Raw genomic sequence first — 24,179 nt, 5'->3', positions numbered from 1 at the left:
CGGGGGAGAGGGGAGAAAACTTTGTCTTCTACTGCTCCGAGCCACACATAGAATCCGCCGGAGTCAGCAAATTTCAAATCTCAAATCTCAAATCTCAAATCTCCTGACGCTAACGAAATCCATGAATGAAAAGAACCGTTTTCTCCCCTCTCCCCCGAAGCCTGGCGAGCCCAAGCGAGTCAGGCTTCGGGGGAGAGGGGTTGGGGGTGAGGGGGACCAGCAGAGCAGCACCACCAGTGCGGTGTCTCGATACGGTGCGGGAATCGGAAAGGCGTACGCAAACATTCACAGCGTTGCACCCGAGACCCCTCACCCCCGGCCCCTCTCCCACCCCTGCTTCACTCGCTGACGCTCGCGGCGCAGCGGAGGAGAAGGGAGAAAACTTTGTCTTCTACTGCTCCGAGCCACACATAGAATCCGCCGGAGTCAGCAAATTTCAAATCTCAAATCGAGCACGAGCACGAGCACGAGCACGAGCACGATTCAAACTCGCAACTCCATCCCCAACCAAACTCTGGCGAGTTCAGCTACACCAACCACCAACCACCAACCACCAACCAACAACCAACAACCACCAACCAACAACCAACAACCAACAACCAACAACCAACAACCAACAACCAACAACCAACAGTGTCAAACATTCTCTCTGTCGAAACGTTCCTGCTCGAACTGGCTCAGCTGTTCCAGTGGCCGGTGATCGTGACCGTTTTGTTGGTCTTCGGCTATGCCGTGCTGCAGGCAGGCGGGTTTGTGATCGAAGGCTTCCGCCGGGTGCGTCGCCCCGGCGCCGTGTTGCTGCTGCCTCGCGGCGGTGACCATTCGATCGAAGCCCTGGAACTGGTCGTCCTCCGCGAACTGGAAGGCCTGCGGCTGTGCAGCCGAATCGCTCCGATGCTGGGACTGGTCGCGACGATGATCCCGCTGGGGCCCGCCTTGGTCGCTGTGTCCAATGGTCGCGGCGAAGCGATGGGCGACAGCCTGGCGGCGGCCTTCGCGGCGGTGATCGTCGCCCTGCTGGCCGCCTCGCTGACCTTCGCCATCCACACCGTCCGGCGCCGCTGGCTGCTGCAGGAGCTGAACACCGTGCTGGACCAGCGAACGGCCACGCCGGAGGCCGAGTCGCCGGCCAGAGATCGCGCGCCGGACGCCACTACGACTTCGCAACCCCTCGCTGCCGTGGAGTCGTCCGAATGAGACCCCGACGATTTGGTGTTCTGGAAGAAGACGATAGCGACCCGATGCTGTCGTCGATCAACTTGGTAGACGTGTTCCTCGTCGCCATGGTCATGCTGATGGCGGCGGTTGCCAATCGAACCCTGGCAACCTCTGCCGCGGCTTCGGCGGCCGACACCGCCGAGGCAAACGGCCCGCCGCAGAGAATCGTGGTCGAACAAAGCCAGCGTCTCAGCCGGTTTCGGACCAGCGGTGCGACGGCCGAAGGCAACGGCACCCTGGCCGGAACCGCCTACCGCATGAACGACGGCACGATGGTCTACGTTCCCTCCGAATCCCAACTCCCGTCCGAAACCTCTCTTCCCGTCCACGATCCTGGCCCTTCCGAGCCGACCGAATGATGCTTGAATCTCCGCTGCGACCTTTCGTTACGCTACTGTTCCTCGCCTGCCTCTTGATGCCCACCCAGCGCCACGCCAGCGCCGTACAGGACGCGGCGACCGGCGGCGTGCTGGTGCTGCACACCTACCTGACGCCGCCAGCCCGGATCGGGCGGCTGCGCGAAGCCGCCGAGGACGCGGAACTGGGGCTGCAATTTATTTCGCTCGAGACCCTCGACGCCGAGACGCTCGACGAATGCCTCGCCGACGCCTCGCTCGTCTTGGTGGACTTGCCGCACGCCAGTGTGCTCGAAGGTTTTGTCGATCGTGTTGCCGAACCGCTCGCCGACTCCGCCGCCGCGTTCGTTCTGATCGGCGACATGGCGGCGATCCGCGAAGGCCAGCCCCTGGCGGCGGGCTCGTTGCCGGAGCAGCGTGGTGTGCCGGATGCTTGGGCCGAGCGAATCCGGCGTTACTACCGCTTCGGTGGCCGCCAGAACACGCGCCAGCTGGTCCGTGCCCTGAGCGCCGACACGGCCGCTTCGGCCGACGACCTGCCACCGGCGATCGTGCTGCCCGAGCAAGGTTTGTATCATCCGGACTGGGAGCGGATCGAAACCGACGTCGCCACGGCTCTGCAAAACTTTGCCGACGACCAACGACCGTGCGTGGCGATCGCCATCAACCCCGGCATCCTGGCGGCCGACGACACCGAGTGGCTGGACGCGCTGATCGCGGCCCTCGAGCAGCAACAGCTGAACGCCTACGCCTGCTTCGGCCCCCGTACCAACGAGCACCGCTTTACGCAGCTGACCACGCTTGCCGACGCATCGCATCCGGTTGTGGATGTGATCATCAACGCCGCCTTGGTCTTTCGTCCACAGCAGCGCAAAGCCGAACTCGATCGCCTCGGCGTGCCCGTGCTGCAAACCCTGCCGGCCCTGGACGTCGACCAGGCGACGTGGCGAGCCAGTGACGACGGGTTGCCGCTGGAAAACCTGTCCTATTACTACGCGTCCAGTGAATTGGCCGGCATGATCGATCCGGTGCTCGTCAGCGCCCGCGATACCGAAACCGCTCGACTGCTGCCGATTCCCGAACAGATCGAAGCGGTCGCGGCCAAAGCCGCGGCGCTGAGCCGCCTGCGCCGCAGCCCGCCCGCGGAGCGCCGCGTGGCCATGCTGGTTTACAACTACCCACCGGGCGAGAACAACTTCGGAGCTTCGTTCTTGAACGTCCCCAAGAGTCTCGTCAATCTGCTCGCCACGATGCAGCAGGCCGGCTACGCGACCCGCGTTCCCGACGAAGAGGCTTTGACGGCCGACGTGCAAGCGGCGCTGCGCTGCCTGTACGACCCCCAGCGTTTGCGCGCCGTGGCCGGTGACCACGATGCGGCCTTCCTTTCGCTGGAGGCATACCAGCAGTGGTTCGACCGGTTGCCCGAAGCGACGCGGCAGCGCATCGAAGACTACTGGGGACCGGCTGCGGACGCCGCCATCAACACGAACGAGTTTACCGGGTTTGCGATCCCCGGCGTGCGGCTGGGCAACGTCTTCGTCCTGCCTCAACCGCTGCGGCACGAGCTGACCGCCGCGACCGGGGACGAACTGCGGAAGCAACGCATCGGTCATCGTTCCCAGGTTCCGCTCAGCCACCAGTACTTGGCCTCTTACCTGTACCTCCGCCAGCACTCGGACGCCATCGTGCATTTTGGCACCCACGGCACGCTGGAATGGGCCCCGGGCAAACGGCGGGCGCTGTCGATGCAGGACGATCCGATGCTGGCCCTCGGGTCGCTGCCGAACATCTATCCCTACATCATGGACAATCTGGGCGAAGCCACCACGGCCAAGCGACGCGGCCGTGCGGTGATGATCAGCCACCTGCCGCCACTGTTCCGGCCCGCGGGTTTCCGCCCCGGCCTGCACGCGATGCACGAATGGATGCACGACTGGGAAACCGTCGCCGAAGGACCGGTACGAGCCGAACTGGAACAACAGCTGGTCGAAAGTTTCGTCGAGCACGGTTTGGATCGCGACCTGGGCTGGACGCCGGAGGCAATCGCCGATGATTTCGCAGGCTTCATGGAAGTCCTCCACCCGTTTCTCGACGACATCGCTCAAACGGCTCAGCCCCAGGGTCTGGCGGCCCTGGGTCAAGTGCCTCCGCCCGAGCGCCGCTTTGCGATGGTCATGCAGATCCTTCGCAAACCCTTGATCGAAGCCCTCGGCGAAGACATCGACGAAGTGTTTTTGTTGGACTCCGACAAGGTGATGAACTCGCGGCCGGCCCGCTGGTTGAAGCTGGCTCTGCAGGATGCCGAAGCCGCCAGCCACCTGGACCTTCGCGCCGTCGACGCGTTGGACGAGAGCAAGCAGACGTCGGTGCCCAACCGCGCCGAAGACCAACGGCTCGATCCCCAGCGTTTGCTCGAGTTGGCTCGTCGCGCTCAACAACTCGAACAGGCTCTGTCCCAGAACGAAGAACTCGAAGCCGTGCTCGCTGCGCTCGATGGCCGCCACGTGTCGTCCAGCTACGGTGGCGATCCGGTTCGCAACCCCGACAGCCTGCCCACCGGGCGGAACTTGTACGGTTTTGATCCCACGCGAGTGCCCACCGAACACGCTTGGCAGATCGGCACCGGTGTCCTGGATCGTTGGCTGGAAACCTACCGCGAGCAGAACGACGACGCCTTCCCCGAGAAGCTCGGCTTCACGCTGTGGGCCGGCGAAACGATGCGGCATCACGGCGTGATGGAAGCGCAAATCCTGCACGCCCTGGGCGTGCGACCGGTGTGGAACCAAGCCGGCCGGATCAGCGGACTGGAGATCGTACCGGCGGAACAATTAGGGCGGCCGCGCATCGATGTCCTGCTCAGCGTGACCGGATCGTACCGCGACCAGTTCCCCCAACTGATGCACAACATCGATCGAGCCGTGCAGATGGTCGCCGACTTGCAGGAACCGGGCAATGCCGTCGCCGCCCACGCCGCCGCCCTTCGGGAAGAATTAATTTCCGCCGGTGTGCCGGCCGACAAAGCTCGCCGGCAAGCGACCATCCGCGTGTTCTCGAATCAGTCCGGCGGCTACGGTACCGGCGTGAACCACGCCGCCTACGCCACCGACCTCTGGCAAGAACAAAACCGCGGTGGCGGCGACGCCGAAATGGCGGACCTGTTCGTCCAGCGGATGGGGTTTGCTTATGGCGAAGGTTTGGATGGCCAGGCCGCCGCGGATCTGTTCGCCGCCGGACTGGCCCGCGTTGACGCCGCCTTCCTGTCGCGTTCCTCGCACACCTACGGCGTGCTGACCAGCGACGATGCGTTCGCCTACCTGGGCGGCTTTGCCCTGGCCGCCCGCGCCGCCCAGGCGGCCGAGGACGCTTCGGGAACACCACCCCAGCTGTACGTGCAAAACCTTCGCGACGGCGAGGAAGTCATCATCGACCCGGCCGCCGGCGCGATCGCCAAAGAGCTGCAGACTCGCTACCTGCATCCCCAGTGGATCCGGGCCCAACAGGCCGAAGGCTACAGCGGCACCCTGCAGGTCCTGAAAGCCGCCCAGTTCCTGTGGGGCTGGCAAGCCACCGCGCCCCAGACGGTGCGCGACGACCAGTGGCAAGCCATGATGGACGTGTACATCCGCGACCAATACGACCTGGACACGCAGGACTGGTTCGCCCAGCACAACGAAGCGGCTCTGGCACAGATGCTCGAACGGATGCTCGACGCCGTGCGGCTGGGTTACTGGGATGCCGAACCGCAAGTGCAAACCGAACTGGCGACCGCTTACCGCCGGGCTCGCGATGCCAGCGGCTTGATCGAAAGCAACGCAGCCGTCGCCCGCTTCGCCGCAACACTGGCCGTCGATGACGCAGTCGCCGACGCCGCGGCATCCGTCGACCAACCCGTCGAAATCAGTCCCGCCGAAGCGGCCGCGGCCGTCGCCGCGTCGCAGCCCAGCCAACCGGTACGGGGACAGCGGATGGAAGCCGTTCCACCACCTGCCACCGCCGCGTCTTCGCCGCTGGCCGCTCGCCTTCGCACCACCACGATGCTGCTGGGCGTGCTCGGCTTGTTGTTGATCGGTGGCTGGATCCAACACCGCCGTTTGAAGAGCTCATCATGAACGACCCATGCAAACCCGTCGCACGTCAAGCGACCGATCCTTTCGACCCCGACGCGGTCGATCGCCGGCTGGATCAGCTGTGTAAACCGCCGGGCAGCCTCGGAGCGATCGAGGCGCTGGCTCGGCGGCTGTGCCTGATCCAGCAAACGCTGACCCCGCAGACTCGGCCGCGGCAGGTGACCGTGTTCGCGGCGGACCATGGCGTCGTGGACGAAGGGGTGACCGCGTGGCCCAGCAGCGTCACGGCCGCCGTGGCCGGCGTGATGCAACAGGGACGGACGGCCAGCGGCGTGTGGGCGCGGTCGCTGGAGTGCGATTACGAAGTCGTCGACGTCGGTCTGTTGTCGCCGCCGGCCAGCGCTTCGGGGTTGATCGACGCGGCGGCGCGACGAGGCACCGCGAACCTGATGCGCGAAGCCGCAATGGACGAGGCCGACTTCGATCACGCTTGGCAAACCGGAGCGTCACGAGCTGAAGCGGCTTGTCAAAACGGCCACCGGTTGTTGATCGGCGGCGAGATGGGCATCGGCAATACGACCTCGGCCAGCTGCCTGATCGGGCTGCTCGAGCTGGCCAGTCGGAGCGGGGGCGAAGCGGTGGAGAGCGCGGAAGCGTTGGTCGGCCCGGGTGCGGGAGCCACGCCCGAGCAACTCGACCGTAAACGGCGCGTGGTCGCCACGGCGATCGAGCGCGTCGAGGCGCTTGGTACCCGAGACCCCAAACGCATCGCCTGCGAAGTCGGCGGGCTGGAGATCGTTGCGTTGGCCGGTTTTTTTGCGACCGGTGCCGCCCTGCGAGCGACGCTGCTGGTCGACGGCGTGATCGCCACCGCCGCGGCCTTGATCGCCGAAGCCATCCGGCCCGGAACGCGACACGCCATGATCGCCGGCCATCGTTCCAGCGAACCGGCTCACCGGTGGGCCCTCAGTCGGCTCGGCCTCGAACCGGTCCTGGATCTGGGCATGCGGCTAGGGGAGGGCAGTGGAGCCCTGGCGGCGCTGCCGCTGTTGGACCTGGCCGCCGCGATGATCACCGACATGGCGACGCTGGACGAACTGGGATGAGCGAGCTGCAGTACTTTGTCGCCGCTGTGCAGTTTTTAACGCGGCTGCCCGTGCCCATGCCCGGCGTCACCGTCGACGAGGACCCACAGAAGATCCTTCGCCGGCTGCAGCATGCCGTGGTGTACTTTCCGCTGGTCGGAGGGCTGATCGGTTTGGCGACCGCCGCGATGTTGCTCGCAGCCGTTGGGGCGGGCTTTCCCCCGTGGATCGCCGCGTTGTTGGCTCTGGGTGGCGAAGCGTGGTTGACCGGCGCCTTCCACGAGGACGCGCTTGCCGACAGCTGCGACGCGCTGGGCGGCGGTTGGACGCGCGAGCAGGTGCTGGAGATCATGCGAGACAGTCGGCTGGGCACCTACGGCGTGGTCGGACTCACGATCGGGATCGGGCTGCGCGCCGCTGCGCTGGCGACGATTCTTACTCAGCCGCCGGCCTGGGTTCTGGCGGCCGTCGTCTGTAGTGCCGCGTCCGGTCGCTTGGCGATCCTGGCCTTGATGGTCACGACCGCACCAACCGTGGGGCGCGAAGCCAAAACGGGCGACGTCGCCGGCCGCCAGCCCATCGGTCGAGGCGTCGCAGCGGCCGCGTTCAGCGCCGCGCTGTGGTTGCCGTTCTGGTTTTTCGAACCCGCGATCATGACCGGATCGCTATTGGTGACCGGGGTTTTCTTGTGGGAATTCCGCCGGCGGATCCTTCGCCGGGTGGGCGGTACGACCGGCGACCTGCTGGGCTGCGTCGCCTTTGTCGTGCAGGGCATCGTCCTGCTGGGAGCCACCCTGCGATGATCGAGCGAGTGAGCGAACGGGCGGACCTGATTCTGATCCGGCATGGCGAAGTGGCCGACCAGTGGCAGGGCCGGTGTTACGGAGCCCTCGACGTCCCGCTCAGCGACCGCGGCGAAGCGCAATCGCGGGAGCTCGCCGCCCAGCTCGCCCGGCAGGTGCGCCCGCGAGCGATCTACCACAGCGGTTTGCAGCGCACGCGTTACCTGGCCGAACGACTGGCCGAAGCAGCCGAAGCAAGTTCGTCGGCCGAAGCGAGTTCGTCGGCCGAAGCGAGTTCGCCGGCCGAAGCGAGTTCGCCGGCTCGAGCGGTCACGCCGGCCGGCGCTGCAGCCCTCCCCGTGATCGCGGACGAACGGCTGCAGGAGCGTTACTTTGGGCGGTGGCAGGGGTGGAGCTGGCAGCGAGCGTACGACAGCGACCCTGTGGGCTTTGACGGATTGATCGAGCGACCGGACACGTACCGGCCGCCAGGCGGCGAAACGACCAGCGAGCTGCAGCGGCGCGTGCAGGAGTGGTTCGAGCAGCACGTCGCCGGGGCGCCGAAAGCGGGCCCCGTAATCGCGATCAGCCACAGCGGGCCGATCGCAGCGCTAGCGGGAGCACTCCGCAGGTGTCACGCCCGGGACTGGCACCCCTGGATGCTCCGTCCCCTGCAAAGCCTCCACGTCACGCTCCCCAACCAGGTTTTCAGACAGCCGGGTAGCTGATCTCGCCAGAGATTGGACTGAAGCGGCGAGAAGGTCCAAATCAGGGCGACTTCAGCTACGGCCAGCCTCTGAACTCAACTGTTGACGCAGCGCTAGCGTCTTTCAACCTGTTAAATCCACAAGTGGCAAACCCGGCGGATCGACGAAAAAGAGGCCTTCAACTGGCCGGCGGGGCTTGTTAGAATCCCGCTCGACGCCACGGGGCGTGGCTCAGCCTGGTAGAGCGCTGCGTTCGGGACGCAGAGGTCGCTGGTTCAAATCCAGTCGCCCCGACTTTGAAAAACCCTGCAAAAGCTGGACTCAATCGACGCGAACCCCAACAATGAGTAAAGTGACTTGACCCGCAAGTCACTTTACTCGTCACTAAACGTTGGAGATGGTTCGATGGGACGCCCCCCAAAAGTCTGGTGCCGCAAGCAAACCGGCACGTTCTACTGCACGATCGATGGCCGCCGAATTCCGCTCGGAAAAGACCGGGCAGCAGCGGACAAGAAGTTCCACGAACTGATGGCTCGCCCGATCGATGCGGCGGCCCAGTGCACCACACTCTACGATCTGTGCCAGCTCTATCTGGACTGGGTCGAGGACAATCGCGCCCCGCGGACGTACGATCAGTTACGTCACTACCTGCGATCCTTCATTGGGCACATTGGGAAACGGATGAAGGCCGGCGACCTCAAGGGGCACCATGTTTGCGGATGGTATGAGCAACTGCGTGCAGAACCGACGAAAGCTGAAATCGCCCAGGCACAGAAGGATGGCGCGAAAGCGAAGGGCAGAAAACTCAGCTCGACCTCTCAGAGCGACGCCGCCGGCTCCGTCATGCGAATGCTTAGCTGGGCGGTCGAACGCGGGCACATCGACGCCAATCCGATTGCGACCATGAAGCGACCGGAAAGAAAGCGACGCGACGTCTGCTACAGCCCCGCTGAATGGGAGGCCATCATGAAACATGCCACCGGCCCGCTGGTGGATTTCCTCCAATTCCTCGCCCTGACTGGCTGCCGTCCGACGGAAGCTCGGAAAGTGGAAGCGAGGAACATTCACGGCGACCAAGTCATCTTTGAAATAAAGAACTCGAAGGGGCAGCTCGAGCGACGGGTCATCTATCTAGTTGAAGAAGCAAAGGCGATTCTTGATCGCCTGGCAAGCAAACAGCCAACCGGCCCCCTGTTTCGCAACACAAAAAACCGTCCTTGGACGAAGGATGCCATTGTCTGCCGCATGAAACGCATCCGAACGAAAGCGGCAAAAGAACTTGGCTATGACCTACCAGTCATGGCTTATGGTGCTCGTCACACCTATGCCACCAATGCACTTCAAAACGGCGTGGATTCAACTGCCGTAGCCGGATTAATGGGACATCGTGACACAACTATGGTCGCGAGAACGTACTCGCATCTCCTGAAAAACCCCGAACATCTGCGACTACAAGCGAAACGGGCAATTGGCTGAGCTGGAGACATTTACAATGGTTCGCAAGCGGGTCGTTACGATCGATGGAAATGATGCCCAAGAAATCTGGAAGAACTTCCAGGCCTGCAGAAGCCTACTGCCAGCCTCAGATGAGCTATACAGCATCGACTGGACGACATGGCAAGAGCATCCTCCTATTTGGAAAACAGCGTGCAACCTGTTAACCACAATGCGTCACATCGCATACGGGTTTGAGGAATGCTATGAGGACGGCTTCCTCTCGCCACTGGAGCAACGTCTGCGACGATGCCCCGACTGCTTTGTCGTATCCAGCGACCCAGACCAACGCATGATCTTGAACCTTAACCTTGCACGCGGGCCAAAACAGATCGACTTTGGTCCGATCATTGGATTCAGCTCTGTGAACCCACTCTCCGAGAAGGGCTATGAACGATACTTAAATAGAGAGTTCTCGCTGCTGTCCGTTCCAGCCAACGCGATCGTTAGAAGCCATTACAAACCCCATTCTATCAAGCATCTATTCATCACAGGATGCGTTTGCTTGCCGGAGTTAAGACAACCCTTTACGAACTCACGGCGTAGGCCCAGAGAGCGGCAGGGCCCTAAAGTCCTGCGAGATCTCGCAGAACAAATTGGGATGATGCTACCGCGCATGACCTGGGACGAGGCACTGGATCGACCACGCCTGATCGATAACACTGACTCAGTATTCCCAAAGCTCATGTGTCCATTGTCTAAACGATATACAGGCTGGCCAATGGCAAAGCGAATGGGATTTTCAAGCAGCTCCGCCCACACCCCCCCGTTCATTGACAACGACGGCTTTGAGTTGTTCACACTGGATCTCATAAACGCATATAAACTTGCGCCGCGAAGAAGACGAACATTGCGGCACTTCATAAAATTCCTCTACCAAGGACCAAAACGCTGGAGATAGCGATCGACACTAAAACTAAGAAAGAATGGCTGGCGTCCTTTGGCATTAGCCAAGGGGATGTCAGACGCATCGACAACAGCCTCTGCGATGAGTCTCGACTGACGAACCCTGGCAACCCTGAAGCCATTGGCCCCGTTCATTCTATTTATGGCCAGCATCACATAACCGCAATATTTGACACTAGCTCCCGGGATTATCATGTCGTCTTCAATGAAATAACAAAACAAACTGTTCCACATGTTGTCCGATCGACCGTGCTACGAATAGGCGACATTAAATGGGAGGCGTCTGATCTATATCCTTGGACGAAGCCGCGAGACCTGAAGCTTTTCGAAGGTGAGTTTGAGGACCGCGAAGGTGACTACTACCCTGGACGATTCACGTCTTTACAGGGACGCCATCTATGGATTTTCAAGCAGTCCAAACGGCAGAAAGATCGGTATAGCATCACAGCGAAGCGGCTTCGTCCGTTTGATTACCTGCAACTTAGCGAACGGGTATCGAAAGAGCTTGTCGCTTTGCTTCGGCGCTTTCCTAGTTCGTTTTCGCCGACACCGGTCTGCGATGAACTCGAGCAAGCATTGTTCGGAGTATCACACCTATTGCTCAAGGACCTTGGTAATCTGCAGGAGATCGGCTACTCCTCCGATCGCATGAAGGCCGCCGCGATGTTTACTGCCCGGGGCTACTCCATTATCAGATCCATCAAAAATGACTTTGCAAAGGCCGTCGAAATCGGGCAGAGTGAAAACAAGGGAGGGAGGCCCGAAGAAATATCAAACGGAAAAAAGCGATTACCCAAGCCCACCGCTTCTGCACAACCGACGCAAGAATTGCTTCTCGCGAAAGATTTTGAGCAAGGTCATCGCAGCGGATTCAATAGTTTAACTAAGCGATCTCTCCGCCGTATTCGTGACGCGGCAATCAAGCGACTCAAGGTGGTTGAACAAGATATGGATGTTCGACGACGTGCAATAGCCGAGGATATCTTTCCCACCGCTAGAAAACTGTTTCCTGATTCGATTGCAGCTCCATCTGATGTTGATGGCAACGCTCTTACAAACCTATTCCGAGCCAAAGCAGAGAACCCGACAGAAAATAGCGAACCACTTGAGCAGGAAAAGCTCGAGGCGATTAAGCTGCTAGCCAAGAGATGGCGAAAACACTTCACAAATGTTGTGTTATACGGGCAGCCAGTTACCGTGAGTTCTGCCAAAAAGCACGGCCTAGAGTTCCGTTTCGCCGATGCCAAACGCAAGAATGTCGACACGCTCGACAGATGGCCCAGACTAGAATTCCCGGAAAACAAGCCGGAACCCTGTTGACTTCCGGCATTCTCTGGTAAAATTACGGATGTCGCAGGGGTGACTCGCTTTTACCTCGCGGATACTGCCGCCAGGGAGAGCAATAGGCGACACTGGTAGCGGCCTGTAGCGGACAGCTGGGTTGCTTTCTTCGCTCGATGGCTATGGATTGCCAACTCGAACCTTCACGGGGATTCGAGTCATGCTTTCGCAGAAACCTTCGTTGCCCCTCTGCGGCAACTGCTTGCGTAGCGGACGTTCTGTCGCCCGCGTGCTTTCACAGATCTTACGTTTCGTTGCGCGCACTAACAGTGGCGCCTGCCGCGAGTTGAGTTGCAGCCCGACCGCAGATGATGAAGACGACTTGGGTACGCCATAAGTCTTCGCGCAACGCCAACTTGTCTTGACGCTTGTCGAGCCAGTCGTAGCTCGCCGAATGATTAGCCGGATTTAGACAATTTGTGGCTCCGTCCGCCTCGCTAAATCTCCCGGAATTAGCCAATGCGTTCTTTAATGCCGCCTCGCGATACCTTCGTGCCGCCCCAGCGACGTACCCAATGACACACACGCATCCATTAAGCAATCCAGCAGAACGACTGAGAACGGTCGCGGAGATCGCTGAGATCACCGGTACATCCACTTCCTTTATATACCGGGAAATTCGTGATCGAAAAATTGCTGTATACCGCCTACGCGGGCAGATCCGTATCGATGTGAGTTCCCTCGCTGATTACCTAGAACGCCACCACCAAACGGCCCTAGCAGCCGTTACCCCTCAAAAGAAACATTTCTAACCAGAGCTGAGGTCACGTTGAGATCGAGAAGCGACCATATATCTCACAGCATCTCATACACGAATGGAGCCTAAAGAACATACGAGCGGACCCCGTACTTTGCGGTTGCCGGTATGTCCGAAAAGAATCCGTCCCTTCCACTTCAGGAACGTAATCCGTGACTAATAAAACTATTCAACTTTCATCTACTTGCTGGCGCACTCCCGCCCATGAGCGCAATCGCTCATCGCTGCGGACTAGTTCTCCTGTCTTTCACTACCTGCCTATCGCGACGGTGCTTATGGTCCTCGCGACCTGCGTCGGCTGTGTCACCGAAGAGGAGCTGGCCAAACAGAAGGAAGATGCGCGTTCGGCCGCTGCTCGTGAAGTTCGCTCACAGTTCCTTCCTCAAGTGTCCAGTCTGGAAAGTCAAGCGAACCGACTGGAAGCGGAACTCGACCGGACGAGAGAGGAAGCAGAACGCATCGAACAGCGGGCCCTCGAAACCGGACGCCTGTTGGGCCGGGAAGAAGCAGGGAAGGAGGCAGAAGCCAAGATCGAGGCCCTCCGTCGTGCGAACGAAACCAAACTTGCCAATCTGGAGGCACGATTGGCAAGCGAAAAAGCGAGGGTTGCAGCGGAAGCGGAAGCGCGGGGTGAGCAGGCGGGATATGTCCGCGGCGCAGCCGAGGCCAAAGAGGAATCCCAGGTTGCGCTGGAGGAGAAAACCGAAAAATGGCGTGCGGAAACTGAGCTGAAGGTTGCCCAGACTCGTGAACAAACGGCTGCCGAGACCGCTCGCCGGGTCCGTGTGGAAACCACCCTCGAAAACAACGCCAAGACCTGGATGATCATTGGAACCGCATCGTCCGGGTGCCTGGGGTTCATCGCCATCTGCGCTGTTGTTGTCGGACGGCGGTCCAACGCGCGGCATATCGCCTTGTTCGAAGACATCAACGAGCGGCTTGATAAACGCGACCAGGTCTTCCTGCGATTGTTCACTGAACTTGCCAATCGCGATATGGGGCGGTCGTTGGAAGGTCCCAAATCTGGCGACAACAAGCGAGAAGAGGACAATAACGAAGACGGCTTGGCAGGAGCACTGGCATGAACACCTATCACTCCACTGCCACTGGCCAAGCGTTAATCTGGTGTGCGGCTGTCGTGATTTGCATCACCGTATCCGCTACCGGCACGGTGATGGGACACCCGGGAAAAACTTTCGTTGGTCTGATCTCTGTCATTGGCATTGGCGCGATCAGTTGGGCATTCCGGCTGTGCATGCAAACAGATCGGCAGATCCGCCGCGGCTTGCTCGATTTTGCCACCATCATGTATGGAAACAACGCCGACCTCGATGCCTTGCTTGGGGATCCTAAACGCTCCTGGTTAGCCGATCTCGCGGCTAGCAAACGCTATCAGCTGGCGCAGGGGATGGCCTATGCGGCTGAGGTCGAACTTGCTCCGTATGCGGCGAGATTAGATCACAACGCCATGTTGCTGTCTGCCGCAACAAAGATTCTCCCCGCAACAGGTCTTTTGGGAACGGTGTATGGGATGAGTATCGCGATGGGAAGCATCTCTGAAGGCATGGCGGATACCAGTGATCCCGCCGCAATGATCGCGTCGCTGCGGTCAACGCTGCAGGGAATATCGACTGCGTTTGATACCACGCTGATCGCCTGTTTCGCGGGTGCTTTGATGCTGGCACCGATCAGCACTATCGTCAAGAGTCAGTCGCGCGCTCTGATCAGCCAGACCCAACGACACCTTGCCATGCTGCAGTTTCCAAGCCCGTCTCAAAGCAGCGATTAGAGGAGGAAAATCGACCATGAACGTCTTACCTGATGACGACGGAGATGATCCTATTCAAACCGGGTTTACGGATCTCTTGTTCTCGATGAGTGGCATCCTGATCCTGGTGATTTTCGTCTTGGCGCTGCTCAATCGTGCCAGCGATATGGCCACCGCAGCTCTCAAAGCACAGCGAGACTACGCGGTATCGCAGCGCATCAAAAACGCAGGCGATACCGCCGTCATGGTTTCCGAACTCGAACGTATTAACCGCGAGCAACAAGTCGTCATCTCGCGATCTGAGCAAGAGTTGAAAAAGACTCACGATACCCTCGATGAGACACATCGAAAGGCAGAGCAGTACCAAGCAGAAGCGGAAGAAACGGCTCGTAAGGTTGCAAAAGTGGAGACCGAGCGCGATGCAGCTCAACGCAAAAGCGAATCGCTTAATGCGATCCTGGCCGAAAGTGAGACGCAGCGGGAAGCCTTGGAAGGCGAGATTGAATCGTACAAATCAGCAAAATCCGTCGTGATTGTGGCAGTCGTCGATTGCTCGAAATCAATGGACGAGCTGTCAGACCTGAAAGCCGCAATCTCGGCATTGGTCGACTCCATGCCTAAGGCACTGGAGAGGTTCCAAATCGGAATCGTCGCGTATCGCGGCGGGAAGCAGGCGGTTCTTCCGGTACTCACTGTGAGACCGTACGCCGTGGATTATGGGGCATCCGCTGACCGCGTCCAAAAGTTTGTGAACAGCCTCCAAGCTGTCGGCGGAAACGCAAATGTCGACCAAGCACTTGAGTCGGGCATGGGGATGCTCGCGCGGGCGGGAGAGTCCAAGCGACAGGTGCTGTTCTTGCTTGGTGATCAATCGTGCCAGGAGATGGAACACCACACTCCGCAAACCGATGCGGCAGTCGTAGGCCGTGTCCGAGCATGGGCGAACGCGAGCGGAACCGATCGGCGAACCCTGGCTATTTTCACGGGCGATGGAACGAACCCCAGGGCACATGACTTCTTCAAGCAGATCGGCGACGTCAACCTACCGAGCGAATTCTCGGTCAATTCCGCGGATATGTTTCGAAGTGTCTTCAACGCGGCCTTTTGGGAAACTTAATGACCACTCCAAACCCCAAACCCAAACTTCCTGACGGTCATTTCCTCAATCCGAATACTCGGTTAGATCCAGGCAAGCGGCCACGCAAGACGCAATCACCAACGTCTGCTACCCCAGGCGCCGAACCAACTCAGACGGGTCACAGCGATAGACCGTTCGCGAGTCCGGAGAAAAAAGCGGCCGGAGATTATCGGTCCCCTGGTCTTGCTGCATACGCCAATGGCTTGGCCGCGGACTTGGTCATGGTCGTGATCGTTTGTATTCCCCCGGCCATTTTGTTGGGACTGACGATTTGGCTGTTTTACGCATATCTCTACGCGCCGTTACCAGACCTCTCCCCTGGGCCGTAAAGGTCCATCGCGAGCATTTCAATGAGCAATGGAACCTCGCAGCGTCCTGAGACGTTTCGCCCGCCGAGCCTAAGCCTCGTCTTTTGCGGCTTCTGGACGTTCGTAACTTACCAGTTGCTTTACTACGGAGAACGCGGGGTGGAACTGGCAACCATTGGCGGCGTCTTCACAGGAATCATCGCTCTTGGTCAGGTGGCGAAGGCGTGGACGGATTGGGACAAACTGCGTGATGCCCGGCGCAGCCGCAGGACCTACGCCAAAATCGCGGGCAAGCATGGTAAGTCTCGGTTTGCGACTGCGGCCGATGTTGCAGGCTCCGATCTCTTCTCGGATCACAAGGGCATCTTTCTGGGAACGATGCCGGTAGGGCGAAGGAAAACCCGCGATGTGTTTTACGACGATGATGCCACGATCAGCATCATAGCCCCTCCTGGTGAAAACAAATCGACAGGAATTGTTGTCCCGTCTATGTGTGCTGGTGTCGGTCAAAATCTGATCGTGAATGACGTATCGGGCGAACTGTATTCCATCTGCAAACCGGCTTTAGAAGCGCAAGGCTACGAAGTCGTCGCGATGACCCCGTTTCCCAGCGAGGTTTCGAGCCTGATCGATTCGCCCGTCACCGACGTTGGCCTGGATGTGTTTTCTGCGTTTGATCCATCGATGCCACCAGAGAGCATCCGCTCGCAGCTCCTCAAGACGATGACCTGGGTGATGCCTGGCAAACCGGACATGGATGAGAAGAGCGAGTATTTCTATCGCTACGGTCGCATGATTGGGGGTTGGTTGGGACTTCGCGAAATTGTCCATGGCCGCAAACCAAGTCTGCCGCAAATCCGGTCCCAGTTGTGGACTGGTACGGAAGCTATCAGCGAGCTCTACACCGAGGCCTTTGAATCAACGGACTTCGGGGGCGTCTATGCGGAGATGGCAAGATCCCTGGAAGGCCTTCGGCAAACAGCTGGCCCTCAATACGCCGGTGGTCACGGGATTGCCGAAATGTGCCTGGACCCCTTCGATGCGTTTTCCGACCTGGGACGCCACACATCCCAATCAACGTTCGATCCAAGGTCGCTCAAGGACCCAACGAAGAAAATAGCCCTGTTCTTAATCTACACGCTCGCGAATTTCGAAGCCTACGCCGCCCCAATGTCCATGACCCTGACCTATCTGTTCGACACCATCGCCTCGGACAACCAAAAGGGACGCGTCACCGCATTGGTTGATGAAGTCGGGTCTCTAAACATGCCCAAGCTAGCTTCTAGCTTGCTTTTCTATCGCAAGATGGGATTGCGCTGTGTCCTAATCTGGCAGGACCAGTCGGGACAGGCGGAAAAGAAATATGGCAAAGCCGCAATGCGTGAAATCTTGTCCGCGAGCAAATTGAAAGTCGCAATGGGCATCCAGGAACCGGAGACCCTGGAGATGTTTAGCAAACTCTCCGGTACCGAAGCGATATCGGACATGTCGATCAACAACCGCTCGATCTTGACGGACCCGACTCCGGATCATTCGAGTGGCTACAACAATCGTGGCGTCCCGCTGCTGCGGCCCGAAGACATTCGCATGATGGAAGAGATCCTGGTGGTTGGCGGGCGCATTCCCCCTTTAAAGCTGAACAAAGTTCGCTACTGGGAACGTTCCAAGTGGCTAAAGATGACCGGTACGTCTCCCTACCACAGAGGTTAGGTCCATGAGCGTCTCTGACAACGACCCGATGTCACGTGCCTACCGCGCGTACAAACGCAAGTTCCAACGCTGGTTGTTGATAGCCGTGGTCCTGCTTGTTGTGGTCTCGATCAAAGGCGTCCCGCACATGCAAACCACCTACAGCTACAACGGAGCGAGATCGCATGGCTGGATGCCTGCCGATCGCAAACTCGATGCCTGGTACATCAGCGTTACCGGTTGGAAACACGTTCATAGCGGACAATACGGCAACGACGGTTGTCCATTTGTGCTCTTCATTCCTTTAAGCGAGTGCATCGACTTAACGGCGCTCGCTAAGAGACTCTCCCCCCTCTCCCTTACCAGGATCTAAACAATGGCCGAACCCAAGAGAAATAATCAGTGGAAAGACCTCGCCGCCGCGGGAATGTCGCCGCCTGGAGGCACCCCGCTTGCGATCGATACCGGTTCCAGGAAGCCCGAAACCCTTACGGAAAAATTCAACCGGGCAGCGGATCCACGAGACCAGCTCCCGGCACTTAGGAGGAAAATGTCACAGCCCAAAGCGACGCTCGAACGGACCCCCTTTGGAAGCGTGAGCCGTTCGATCAACACCGAGCGTGATAAACGCATCGCCGAAACCATCAAAGCGATGACGCAAATACTGTCCAAAAAGCGGCAAGCAGAGATGAAAGTGAAACTTGGCGAGAAAAACCAGATTAAGAAGACCTTCAACAAAGCGTCCGGGATGAGCATGTAGGTAGACCGCTTGTCAAATTTGACAACACAATCCGTAACGTGAGACCATAGGGAATGAGCGTGATCAACGAAGAGACGGTACACCGCTACCGCAAAGACAATACCCGGCCCATCGATATTGGCGATGGGTCGACCCGCTTGGTTCGGATGACGCCCCGTCTGTGGGACGATCTCGAGTTCCTCCGCATTATGGAAGGAACCACAACCGCCGAGCTGGCTGCCTACGCCTTTGAAGAAATGCAGTTGTCTCCTGGCGAATCTTTCGACACCTGCTTTCGCGGCATTGTGGCCTATCTCGCTAATCGTTGGGTCGAGATCGCCGAAGAGCTCGCGGAGGAATACCCGCTCGACTTTTCTGCTCTGCATGTCGAAGCCGGAGAGCAGTCCTCATCTGATTGACCCTCTAACGTCTAGTCATCCTCCTAGTAAAGGACATCGCAGTGACCACCCACAACCCGGTCCTGGAAGCGGCATCTGCTGTCGAAGCGGCTCGTGAATCCTTGCTTTCGCAGTTGGAGCCTGTTGAGCGCGAAGCCGCGGCGTTAAAAGAACGCTTAGCGGCAATCGAGCAAACGCGTGACCAATTGGAAGCGGCTATAAAAGCCCTCACTCCCGACCGGAAGCCGAAAAGCAGAGGCAGCCGCAAGCCCAGCAAGCCTTTTGCCAAGAAAGCCGACGTGCACGCGGTATGCTTGGCTTTGGTCGAAGCCAATGCACCCATCGCAAAAGCTGATTTGGAATCGCTGGCAAAGCACAAGCTTAGCGAAGACTTGGATTTCAGTTTGAGCGGGGTCAGCTTGAGACTGTCCGAATGCTTGCGGTCTGAGGACTTCAATATCTCGCCGGAAGGATTGGTTTCCCTGTCCGCCGACACCGCAGCGCCGCACGTCAAAACCGGCTCTTGATCACGTGTCGCCAGCCGCGGTTTTTACCTGTGGATTGAATCGCGTTGAGTGCCATTGACGGTTGCAAAAATGGGCCGACTCGGCTCAGGATGGATCCATCTAAGCCACGCTTAGGAGTCAAGCCTATCTACTTCTAGTTCCCATTACGAGTAACCAGCCAAACGTCATTGCCTCAACGATGGATCGACTATGCTGACCGCCACCCAAGCCAAGAATATCGTCGGAACCAGCCGGTATTTTGACACCGTCCTGACCCAGGGCGACTACTACACCGGGACGGAGATATCGGGAAGCTGGAACGGCAAGGCCACCGCGATCCTCGGTCTCGAACCTGGTAGTCCGGTGATCAGCGAAGAATTCAAGCGGATGCTTTCCGGTCGTCATCCAATCACAGACAAGCAGCTCGCTCAGCGAATGCGCAAAGACCGACGCCCTGGTTTCGACCTGACGTTCAGCGTCCCGAAAAGCGTTTCGGCGGTTTGGGCAATCAACAACGACGAAGCCATCTTAGAAGTTCTTCGTGAAGCCGTTCACGAAACCATGGAACGTGACGTCGAACCACTGATGTGCCGCCGTGTGCGAAACGGTGTCAAAGCGGCGTCCCAGCACCGCGTTAAAACCGGAAACCTGGTTTATGCGGACTTCCTTCACAAGACGTCCCGCCCTGTAGACGGCGTAGCCGATCCTCACCTTCATATCCATGCCTTCGTGATGAATCACACCACGCATGAAGGGAAACACTACGCGGCCGAGCCCGAAGAGATCTTCCGCCAGCGACTTAGCCTCCAAGCCGCCTTTGAAGCAAGATTGGCCAGAAAGCTTGAAAAGAAACTCGGCTATGCGGTCACTCGTACGGCTTTCACCCAGTCCGGTCGGCTTAAGAAAGGCTGGGAGATAGCGGGAATCGAGCGTTCTACGATCGAAAAGTTTTCCCGCAGAACGACACAGGTCGAAAACGAGGCCCAAGCCCGCGGCATTACGGATGCAGAGAAAAAAGGGAAGCTTGGGGCGGTCACCCGAGAGAAGAAAGACAAGGGCGTCAACCTCGCGGACCTTCAGACCTCATGGAATGCCCGTCTCAGCGCTGAAGAAAAGGCCGTCTTTTCCAATCTTAAGAAGCGACCGCTGGGATCGTATAGAAGCGAAACCCAAAGAATTGAAGCGGCAATCCGCTATTCCCTCGACCATCACCTCTTCCGGCAGTCCACGGCCGAGAAACATGCGATTGTCGGCACCGCTTTAGAACACGGCGTGACGCTTCGCCCTGAAGATGTCGAAGCGGCTTTGCAGAAAGACGAGATTCTGCAACGAAGCCGCGATGTTCGCGGAGCGGAGCGAGCGTTCATCACGACCCAGGAGGTCCTTGACGCTGAATCCCGGATGATCGTTTTTGCTCGTGACGGACGCGGCACACGCATGACGATAGCGAGGCGGGAGCACGAATTCGAAAAGACCTGGCTTCATGAAGAACAGAAAGCAGCCGTTCTTCATGTTCTGAACTCCCGAGATACTGTTACAGCGATTACCGGCGGTGCGGGAACGGGCAAGTCTTCTTTGATGGAAGAGGCGGCGCGCGGCATCAAAGCCAATGGCAAAGAGCTATTCGTCTTTGCGCCAAGCACCGGCGCCCGTGAAGTCCTGGAAGAGAAGGGGTTCGCCAATGCTCAAACTGTCGAGCACCTGCTCCGCAATGAAAAACTGCACGCCAGTTTGAAAGACCAAGTCGTCTGGATTGACGAATCCGGCCTGCTCGACGTGCGGTCGATGAATGGCATCTTTGACATCGCCAAAGCCCAGAATTGCCGCGTCGTCCTTTCCGGCGATACCAAGCAGCACTCCTCGCCGCGACGCGGAGAAGCGATGCGGCTTCTCGAAACAGAAGCCGGGATCAACGTCGCACGCGTCCAGGAGGTACAGCGGCAAAAAGGCCGCTACAAACAAGCGGTGGAAGCAGTCAGTCTCGGCGACGAGGTCGTTGACGCCAAAACAGGGATGACCGGAATGCTCGCCGGTTTCGACATGCTGGACCGGATGGGCAAGATCAAAGAGATTGCTTCAGAATCCCGCCACGCCGTGATTGCTAGTCGCTACCTCAAAGCACACAAGCGCAAACGTTCCACACTGATCGTCTCCCCAACCCATGCTGAAGGGCGACTGGTAACGGCCGCAATTCGCGCACGCCTTCGCGCAACCGGGGCAATAGGAAGAGAAGAGCAGGGCTGTTTTCAGCTGCGATCGCTGAACCTCACGGACGCCCAGAAGTCGGAGAACCTGAGCTATGCTGGTGTAGACCTGGTTGTGCAGTTCCATCAAAACGTTGCCGGCGGATTCAAGCGGGGTGAACGCTATCGGGTTTCTCTTGGTGAAGCGAACAAACCGGTGCTCCAGGCGGTAGGTGGCGGACCTCTCAAACCGCTGCCAAAGCAGCATCCGGACCGCTTCGAGGTGTACCGCGAGGAAACCGTCTGCTTCTCCAAAGGGGACAAGATCCGATTCAGCCTTGGCGGCACGGCGATCGATGGCAAGCGCAAACTCACCAATGGTCGCCTCGACACGATCAAAGCGTTCGATGACCGCGGAAACCTGGTGCTTGAAAGTGGGCTGGTCGTTTCCAAAGACTACGGCCATTTCGATCTTGGATACTGCATCACCTCTCACGCCAGCCAGGGTAAAGACCGCGACCTGACGATTGCAGCCATTGGCAGTCAGTCTCTGCCCGCCGTCAACGCGAAACAGTTCTACGTCACGGTATCACGAGGGCGGAAGAACGTCGCCATTTACGTTGACGACAAGGCGGCCGTCCGGCGGGCCATTCAGAATGCGGGCGAACAACAGTCCGCCACCGAACTGCTCGACGGAGGTGGACAAAAACAAGCGGCCTGCCTGCGGCAAAGCCACGAACAACGCTTCTTCTTCGATCGCGTTCGCGACTGGTGGCGTGCTCATGCCTCTCGCTGGCAATCGCAACAATCACGGGCCCCGACGCTGGGAGCTCATTCCTCGCACTATCCCGGACTTGGGAGGACTTAGACAGTGACCCACATGCCGTTCCCGTCCAATGAAAACGTTGCGGCCGTTCCCTCGCAACAAACTGAAGCGGCCAAAGCCCCCTGGAAACGAGTGCGGGCTGGAGAACCGCTCCCGATCATGCTTCAATTGATGTTCTACGACGGGCGCGTCGTCAGCTATGCGTTCTCGGACATTCGCGAGATGCAAAAACGCGATGCGGGCCACATCGAGCTATCGATCTACGGCATGGAGAAGTATCGCCTGACGATCAAGGGTCGGCACCTCAACGAGCTATTCGATCTGCTGCAACTCGGGCGGATCAGGTCGATGACCGAGCTGGGGCCACGAACGTTCGACCATCCCGAAGACAGTCCGGCGATTGACACCATCACGATCGAAACGCTGACCGGTCCATCGAGTTTTTGAGCGAGAACAGCCCGCGGCTCCCGAACACATAAGTGCAAAACAAAGCAAGAAACGCTACAATCCAGGGCTAGCCATCAGAGGGAGGAAGGCTTCAGCATGCAGCAACAAAACACAAAACCTGAATCTCGTCTGCGTGCTACAGTCGCGGCAGTCATCGTAGCCATTGGCCTGATCGCTTCACTGATCGGGATCTGGCAATGGTTACAGCCTCCCGCAGTAATTGACTCTCCAGAGATCCGAGAAGCGATCGAGAGATCGCAGGAGAACCGAAGATGAAGAAGCGTTTTTGGGTAGTGTTGCTCTTTATATGCATCCAGATTCAGCAGACAACTGTGGCTAATGAGCCTCGGATATCCCCAGATCTGCTGCGTTCTGTTGCGACGTGGATCGACGGTGATCGAAAGGATATGAACCGCTTGTTTGACGGCCAGGATGCTCAACGTGTCCGCGATCAGACCATCATCGGGTTGCTTCGCAAGCTATCAGCTCAGCAATTCTCCGTTTGCGAGTTGAACGCAGCCCTCATCGCTCGCAATCCTGAAACCATGAAGAAGCTCGAATATCTGCTGAAAGACTTGGTCGAGCAAAAAAACCGTCAAATCGATGAGACCCAAAAGCTGATTTTGCAGCGAATGCGAGTTACCGAAGCACTAACCCAGGAAGATCGCCTGAGGATTCAACGCCTAGCCGTGGAGACGGCTTCGATGTCTACGTCTCTTAGCGAACTTCGCGAGTCAATCATCCCTAAAATGTTCGATGAGGCGGACGCTAAGCTTCAGAGGGTAGATGATATCGAGATCAAAATTGACCTTTTGGAACTGGAACTAAGAACCAAGATTGATTCGATCTGCGATCGTCTTGCCGCAGTAGAGAGGGAACAGCAGCGGCTTCGCACGTACCGAGCAGCAAAGCCTTCCACAGATAGCTATGGCGGCTCAGTTTTGCAGCCAAGACTTACTGAACCGCGTCACTTCTCGGAGATAATCGCTGCGACCCAATGGAGAAGCGTCAACGGTACACAGTGGGAGCCAGAGAGATATGCGACGTCGGCTCAGCTTTGCGCCAATCCGAGACTGCGGTGGGAAAACGTCATTTTCGACGTCAGGGTCAATGGCTTGCCCCATCGGCGTTACGGAGATATCTGGATTGATTGCTCAGGGGAGATCGTAATGGTCCTCAAGCCTTGGTCAGATCAGGCCAATCAATAAACTGCAACTCGGCACGCCGAACTGCGTCTCCAGGTATCCACCAACTCCAGTCTTGAGCGAACAGTCATCGCCCTAGTTCCAAAGGATTAGGCAGCTGGCCCCGCAATTCCTCTACGTCACCGTCTTCGAGACCGAAGCTTACAAAGCGTTTTGCGATACGGCTTCCCAACCCCTGCTCCGGCTTGACAGATCTCTGGAACAAACCGAGCCCTCGCGCCTCTTGAGCGTCGTCACAATCCACATTCTCCGAGTGATC

General features: G+C 58.6%; 21 protein-coding genes and 1 tRNA gene. 21 read left to right on the top strand and 1 reads right to left on the bottom strand.

All coding sequences use genetic code 11. The annotated features are described in order from the left end of the window. Positions 1-633 precede the first annotated feature (633 nt). The 8 genes from GE027_RS15750 (at position 634) to GE027_RS15715 (ending at position 9,691) form a co-directional block, all read left to right on the top strand. Complete coding sequence (locus tag GE027_RS15750; RefSeq protein ID WP_202617434.1) at positions 634-1,197, top strand: hypothetical protein; 564 nt, start codon at positions 634-636, stop codon at positions 1,195-1,197. Further along, complete coding sequence (locus GE027_RS15745; protein ID WP_153558170.1) at positions 1,194-1,577, top strand: DUF2149 domain-containing protein; 384 nt, start codon at positions 1,194-1,196, stop codon at positions 1,575-1,577. The genes GE027_RS15750 and GE027_RS15745 overlap by 4 nt, the downstream gene beginning before the upstream one ends. After that, positions 1,574-5,683 carry a cobaltochelatase subunit CobN gene (gene cobN / locus GE027_RS15740; RefSeq protein WP_153558169.1) on the top strand — a complete coding sequence of 1,370 codons (4,110 nt, stop codon included), beginning with the start codon at positions 1,574-1,576 and terminating at the stop codon, positions 5,681-5,683. Before GE027_RS15745 ends, cobN begins: the two co-directional genes overlap by 4 nt. Then, positions 5,680-6,747: a nicotinate-nucleotide--dimethylbenzimidazole phosphoribosyltransferase gene (cobT, locus tag GE027_RS15735; RefSeq protein ID WP_153558168.1), complete on the top strand. Its 1,068-nt coding sequence runs from the start codon at positions 5,680-5,682 to the stop codon at positions 6,745-6,747. Before cobN ends, cobT begins: the two co-directional genes overlap by 4 nt. Next, positions 6,744-7,529 carry an adenosylcobinamide-GDP ribazoletransferase gene (locus tag GE027_RS15730; protein WP_153558167.1) on the top strand — a complete coding sequence of 262 codons (786 nt, stop codon included), beginning with the start codon at positions 6,744-6,746 and terminating at the stop codon, positions 7,527-7,529. Before cobT ends, GE027_RS15730 begins: the two co-directional genes overlap by 4 nt. Further along, entirely contained in the window at positions 7,526-8,236 is a 711-nt protein-coding gene (locus GE027_RS15725) for a histidine phosphatase family protein (RefSeq protein ID WP_153558166.1), read from the top strand. Before GE027_RS15730 ends, GE027_RS15725 begins: the two co-directional genes overlap by 4 nt. A gap of 199 nt (positions 8,237-8,435) precedes the next feature. Then, positions 8,436-8,509, top strand: a tRNA-Pro gene (locus tag GE027_RS15720). A 111-nt stretch (positions 8,510-8,620) separates the two neighbouring features. After that, a complete protein-coding gene (locus GE027_RS15715) occupies positions 8,621-9,691 on the top strand; it encodes a tyrosine-type recombinase/integrase (RefSeq protein ID WP_202617433.1) in 1,071 nt (356 codons plus the stop codon). Between the two features lie 891 nt (positions 9,692-10,582). On the opposite strand, the gene GE027_RS15710 is transcribed toward GE027_RS15715, so the two are convergent. Beyond that, complete coding sequence (locus GE027_RS15710; RefSeq protein WP_153558165.1) at positions 10,583-10,849, bottom strand: hypothetical protein; 267 nt, start codon at positions 10,847-10,849, stop codon at positions 10,583-10,585. A gap of 15 nt (positions 10,850-10,864) precedes the next feature. Here GE027_RS15710 and GE027_RS15705 point away from each other — a divergent pair, with 15 nt between their 5' ends. From GE027_RS15705 to GE027_RS15645, 13 genes are all read left to right on the top strand, one after another. Continuing rightward, on the top strand, positions 10,865-11,935 hold the full coding sequence (locus GE027_RS15705; protein WP_153558164.1) for a hypothetical protein: 1,071 nt from the start codon (positions 10,865-10,867) through the stop codon (positions 11,933-11,935). A 536-nt stretch (positions 11,936-12,471) separates the two neighbouring features. Next, on the top strand, positions 12,472-12,708 hold the full coding sequence (locus tag GE027_RS23765) for a helix-turn-helix domain-containing protein (protein WP_153558163.1): 237 nt from the start codon (positions 12,472-12,474) through the stop codon (positions 12,706-12,708). A gap of 157 nt (positions 12,709-12,865) precedes the next feature. Next, complete coding sequence (locus GE027_RS15695; RefSeq protein WP_153558162.1) at positions 12,866-13,798, top strand: hypothetical protein; 933 nt, start codon at positions 12,866-12,868, stop codon at positions 13,796-13,798. After that, positions 13,795-14,502, top strand: coding sequence for a MotA/TolQ/ExbB proton channel family protein (locus tag GE027_RS15690; protein ID WP_153558161.1), 708 nt, complete (start codon positions 13,795-13,797; stop codon positions 14,500-14,502). The genes GE027_RS15695 and GE027_RS15690 overlap by 4 nt, the downstream gene beginning before the upstream one ends. A gap of 16 nt (positions 14,503-14,518) precedes the next feature. Continuing rightward, complete coding sequence (locus GE027_RS15685; RefSeq protein WP_153558160.1) at positions 14,519-15,598, top strand: vWA domain-containing protein; 1,080 nt, start codon at positions 14,519-14,521, stop codon at positions 15,596-15,598. A gap of 371 nt (positions 15,599-15,969) precedes the next feature. Continuing rightward, the gene (locus GE027_RS15680; RefSeq protein ID WP_153558159.1) at positions 15,970-17,637 is read left to right on the top strand and encodes a type IV secretory system conjugative DNA transfer family protein; all 1,668 of its coding nucleotides are present in this window, start codon (positions 15,970-15,972) and stop codon (positions 17,635-17,637) included. Positions 17,638-17,641: 4 nt separating this feature from the next. Further along, the gene (locus tag GE027_RS15675) at positions 17,642-17,989 is read left to right on the top strand and encodes a hypothetical protein (RefSeq protein ID WP_153558158.1); all 348 of its coding nucleotides are present in this window, start codon (positions 17,642-17,644) and stop codon (positions 17,987-17,989) included. A gap of 3 nt (positions 17,990-17,992) precedes the next feature. Continuing rightward, the gene (locus GE027_RS15670; RefSeq protein ID WP_153558157.1) at positions 17,993-18,376 is read left to right on the top strand and encodes a hypothetical protein; all 384 of its coding nucleotides are present in this window, start codon (positions 17,993-17,995) and stop codon (positions 18,374-18,376) included. A gap of 59 nt (positions 18,377-18,435) precedes the next feature. Next, complete coding sequence (locus GE027_RS15665; protein ID WP_153558156.1) at positions 18,436-18,774, top strand: hypothetical protein; 339 nt, start codon at positions 18,436-18,438, stop codon at positions 18,772-18,774. Positions 18,775-18,815: 41 nt separating this feature from the next. Beyond that, positions 18,816-19,280, top strand: coding sequence for a hypothetical protein (locus tag GE027_RS15660; protein WP_153558155.1), 465 nt, complete (start codon positions 18,816-18,818; stop codon positions 19,278-19,280). 189 nt (positions 19,281-19,469) lie between these two features. After that, a complete protein-coding gene (mobF, locus tag GE027_RS15655) occupies positions 19,470-22,310 on the top strand; it encodes a MobF family relaxase (RefSeq protein ID WP_153558154.1) in 2,841 nt (946 codons plus the stop codon). Positions 22,311-22,427: 117 nt separating this feature from the next. Further along, entirely contained in the window at positions 22,428-22,715 is a 288-nt protein-coding gene (locus GE027_RS15650; RefSeq protein ID WP_153558153.1) for a hypothetical protein, read from the top strand. A gap of 272 nt (positions 22,716-22,987) precedes the next feature. Continuing rightward, positions 22,988-23,923, top strand: a complete 936-nt coding sequence (locus tag GE027_RS15645; protein ID WP_153558152.1) for a hypothetical protein — start codon at positions 22,988-22,990, stop codon at positions 23,921-23,923. Positions 23,924-24,179: the final 256 nt, after the last annotated feature.

The organism is Roseimaritima sediminicola, from assembly GCF_009618275.1.
Lineage (GTDB): Bacteria > Planctomycetota > Planctomycetia > Pirellulales > Pirellulaceae > Roseimaritima > Roseimaritima sediminicola.
Note: the sequence above shows the minus strand (reverse complement) of the source record. Positions and strands in the feature narration are given on the sequence as shown.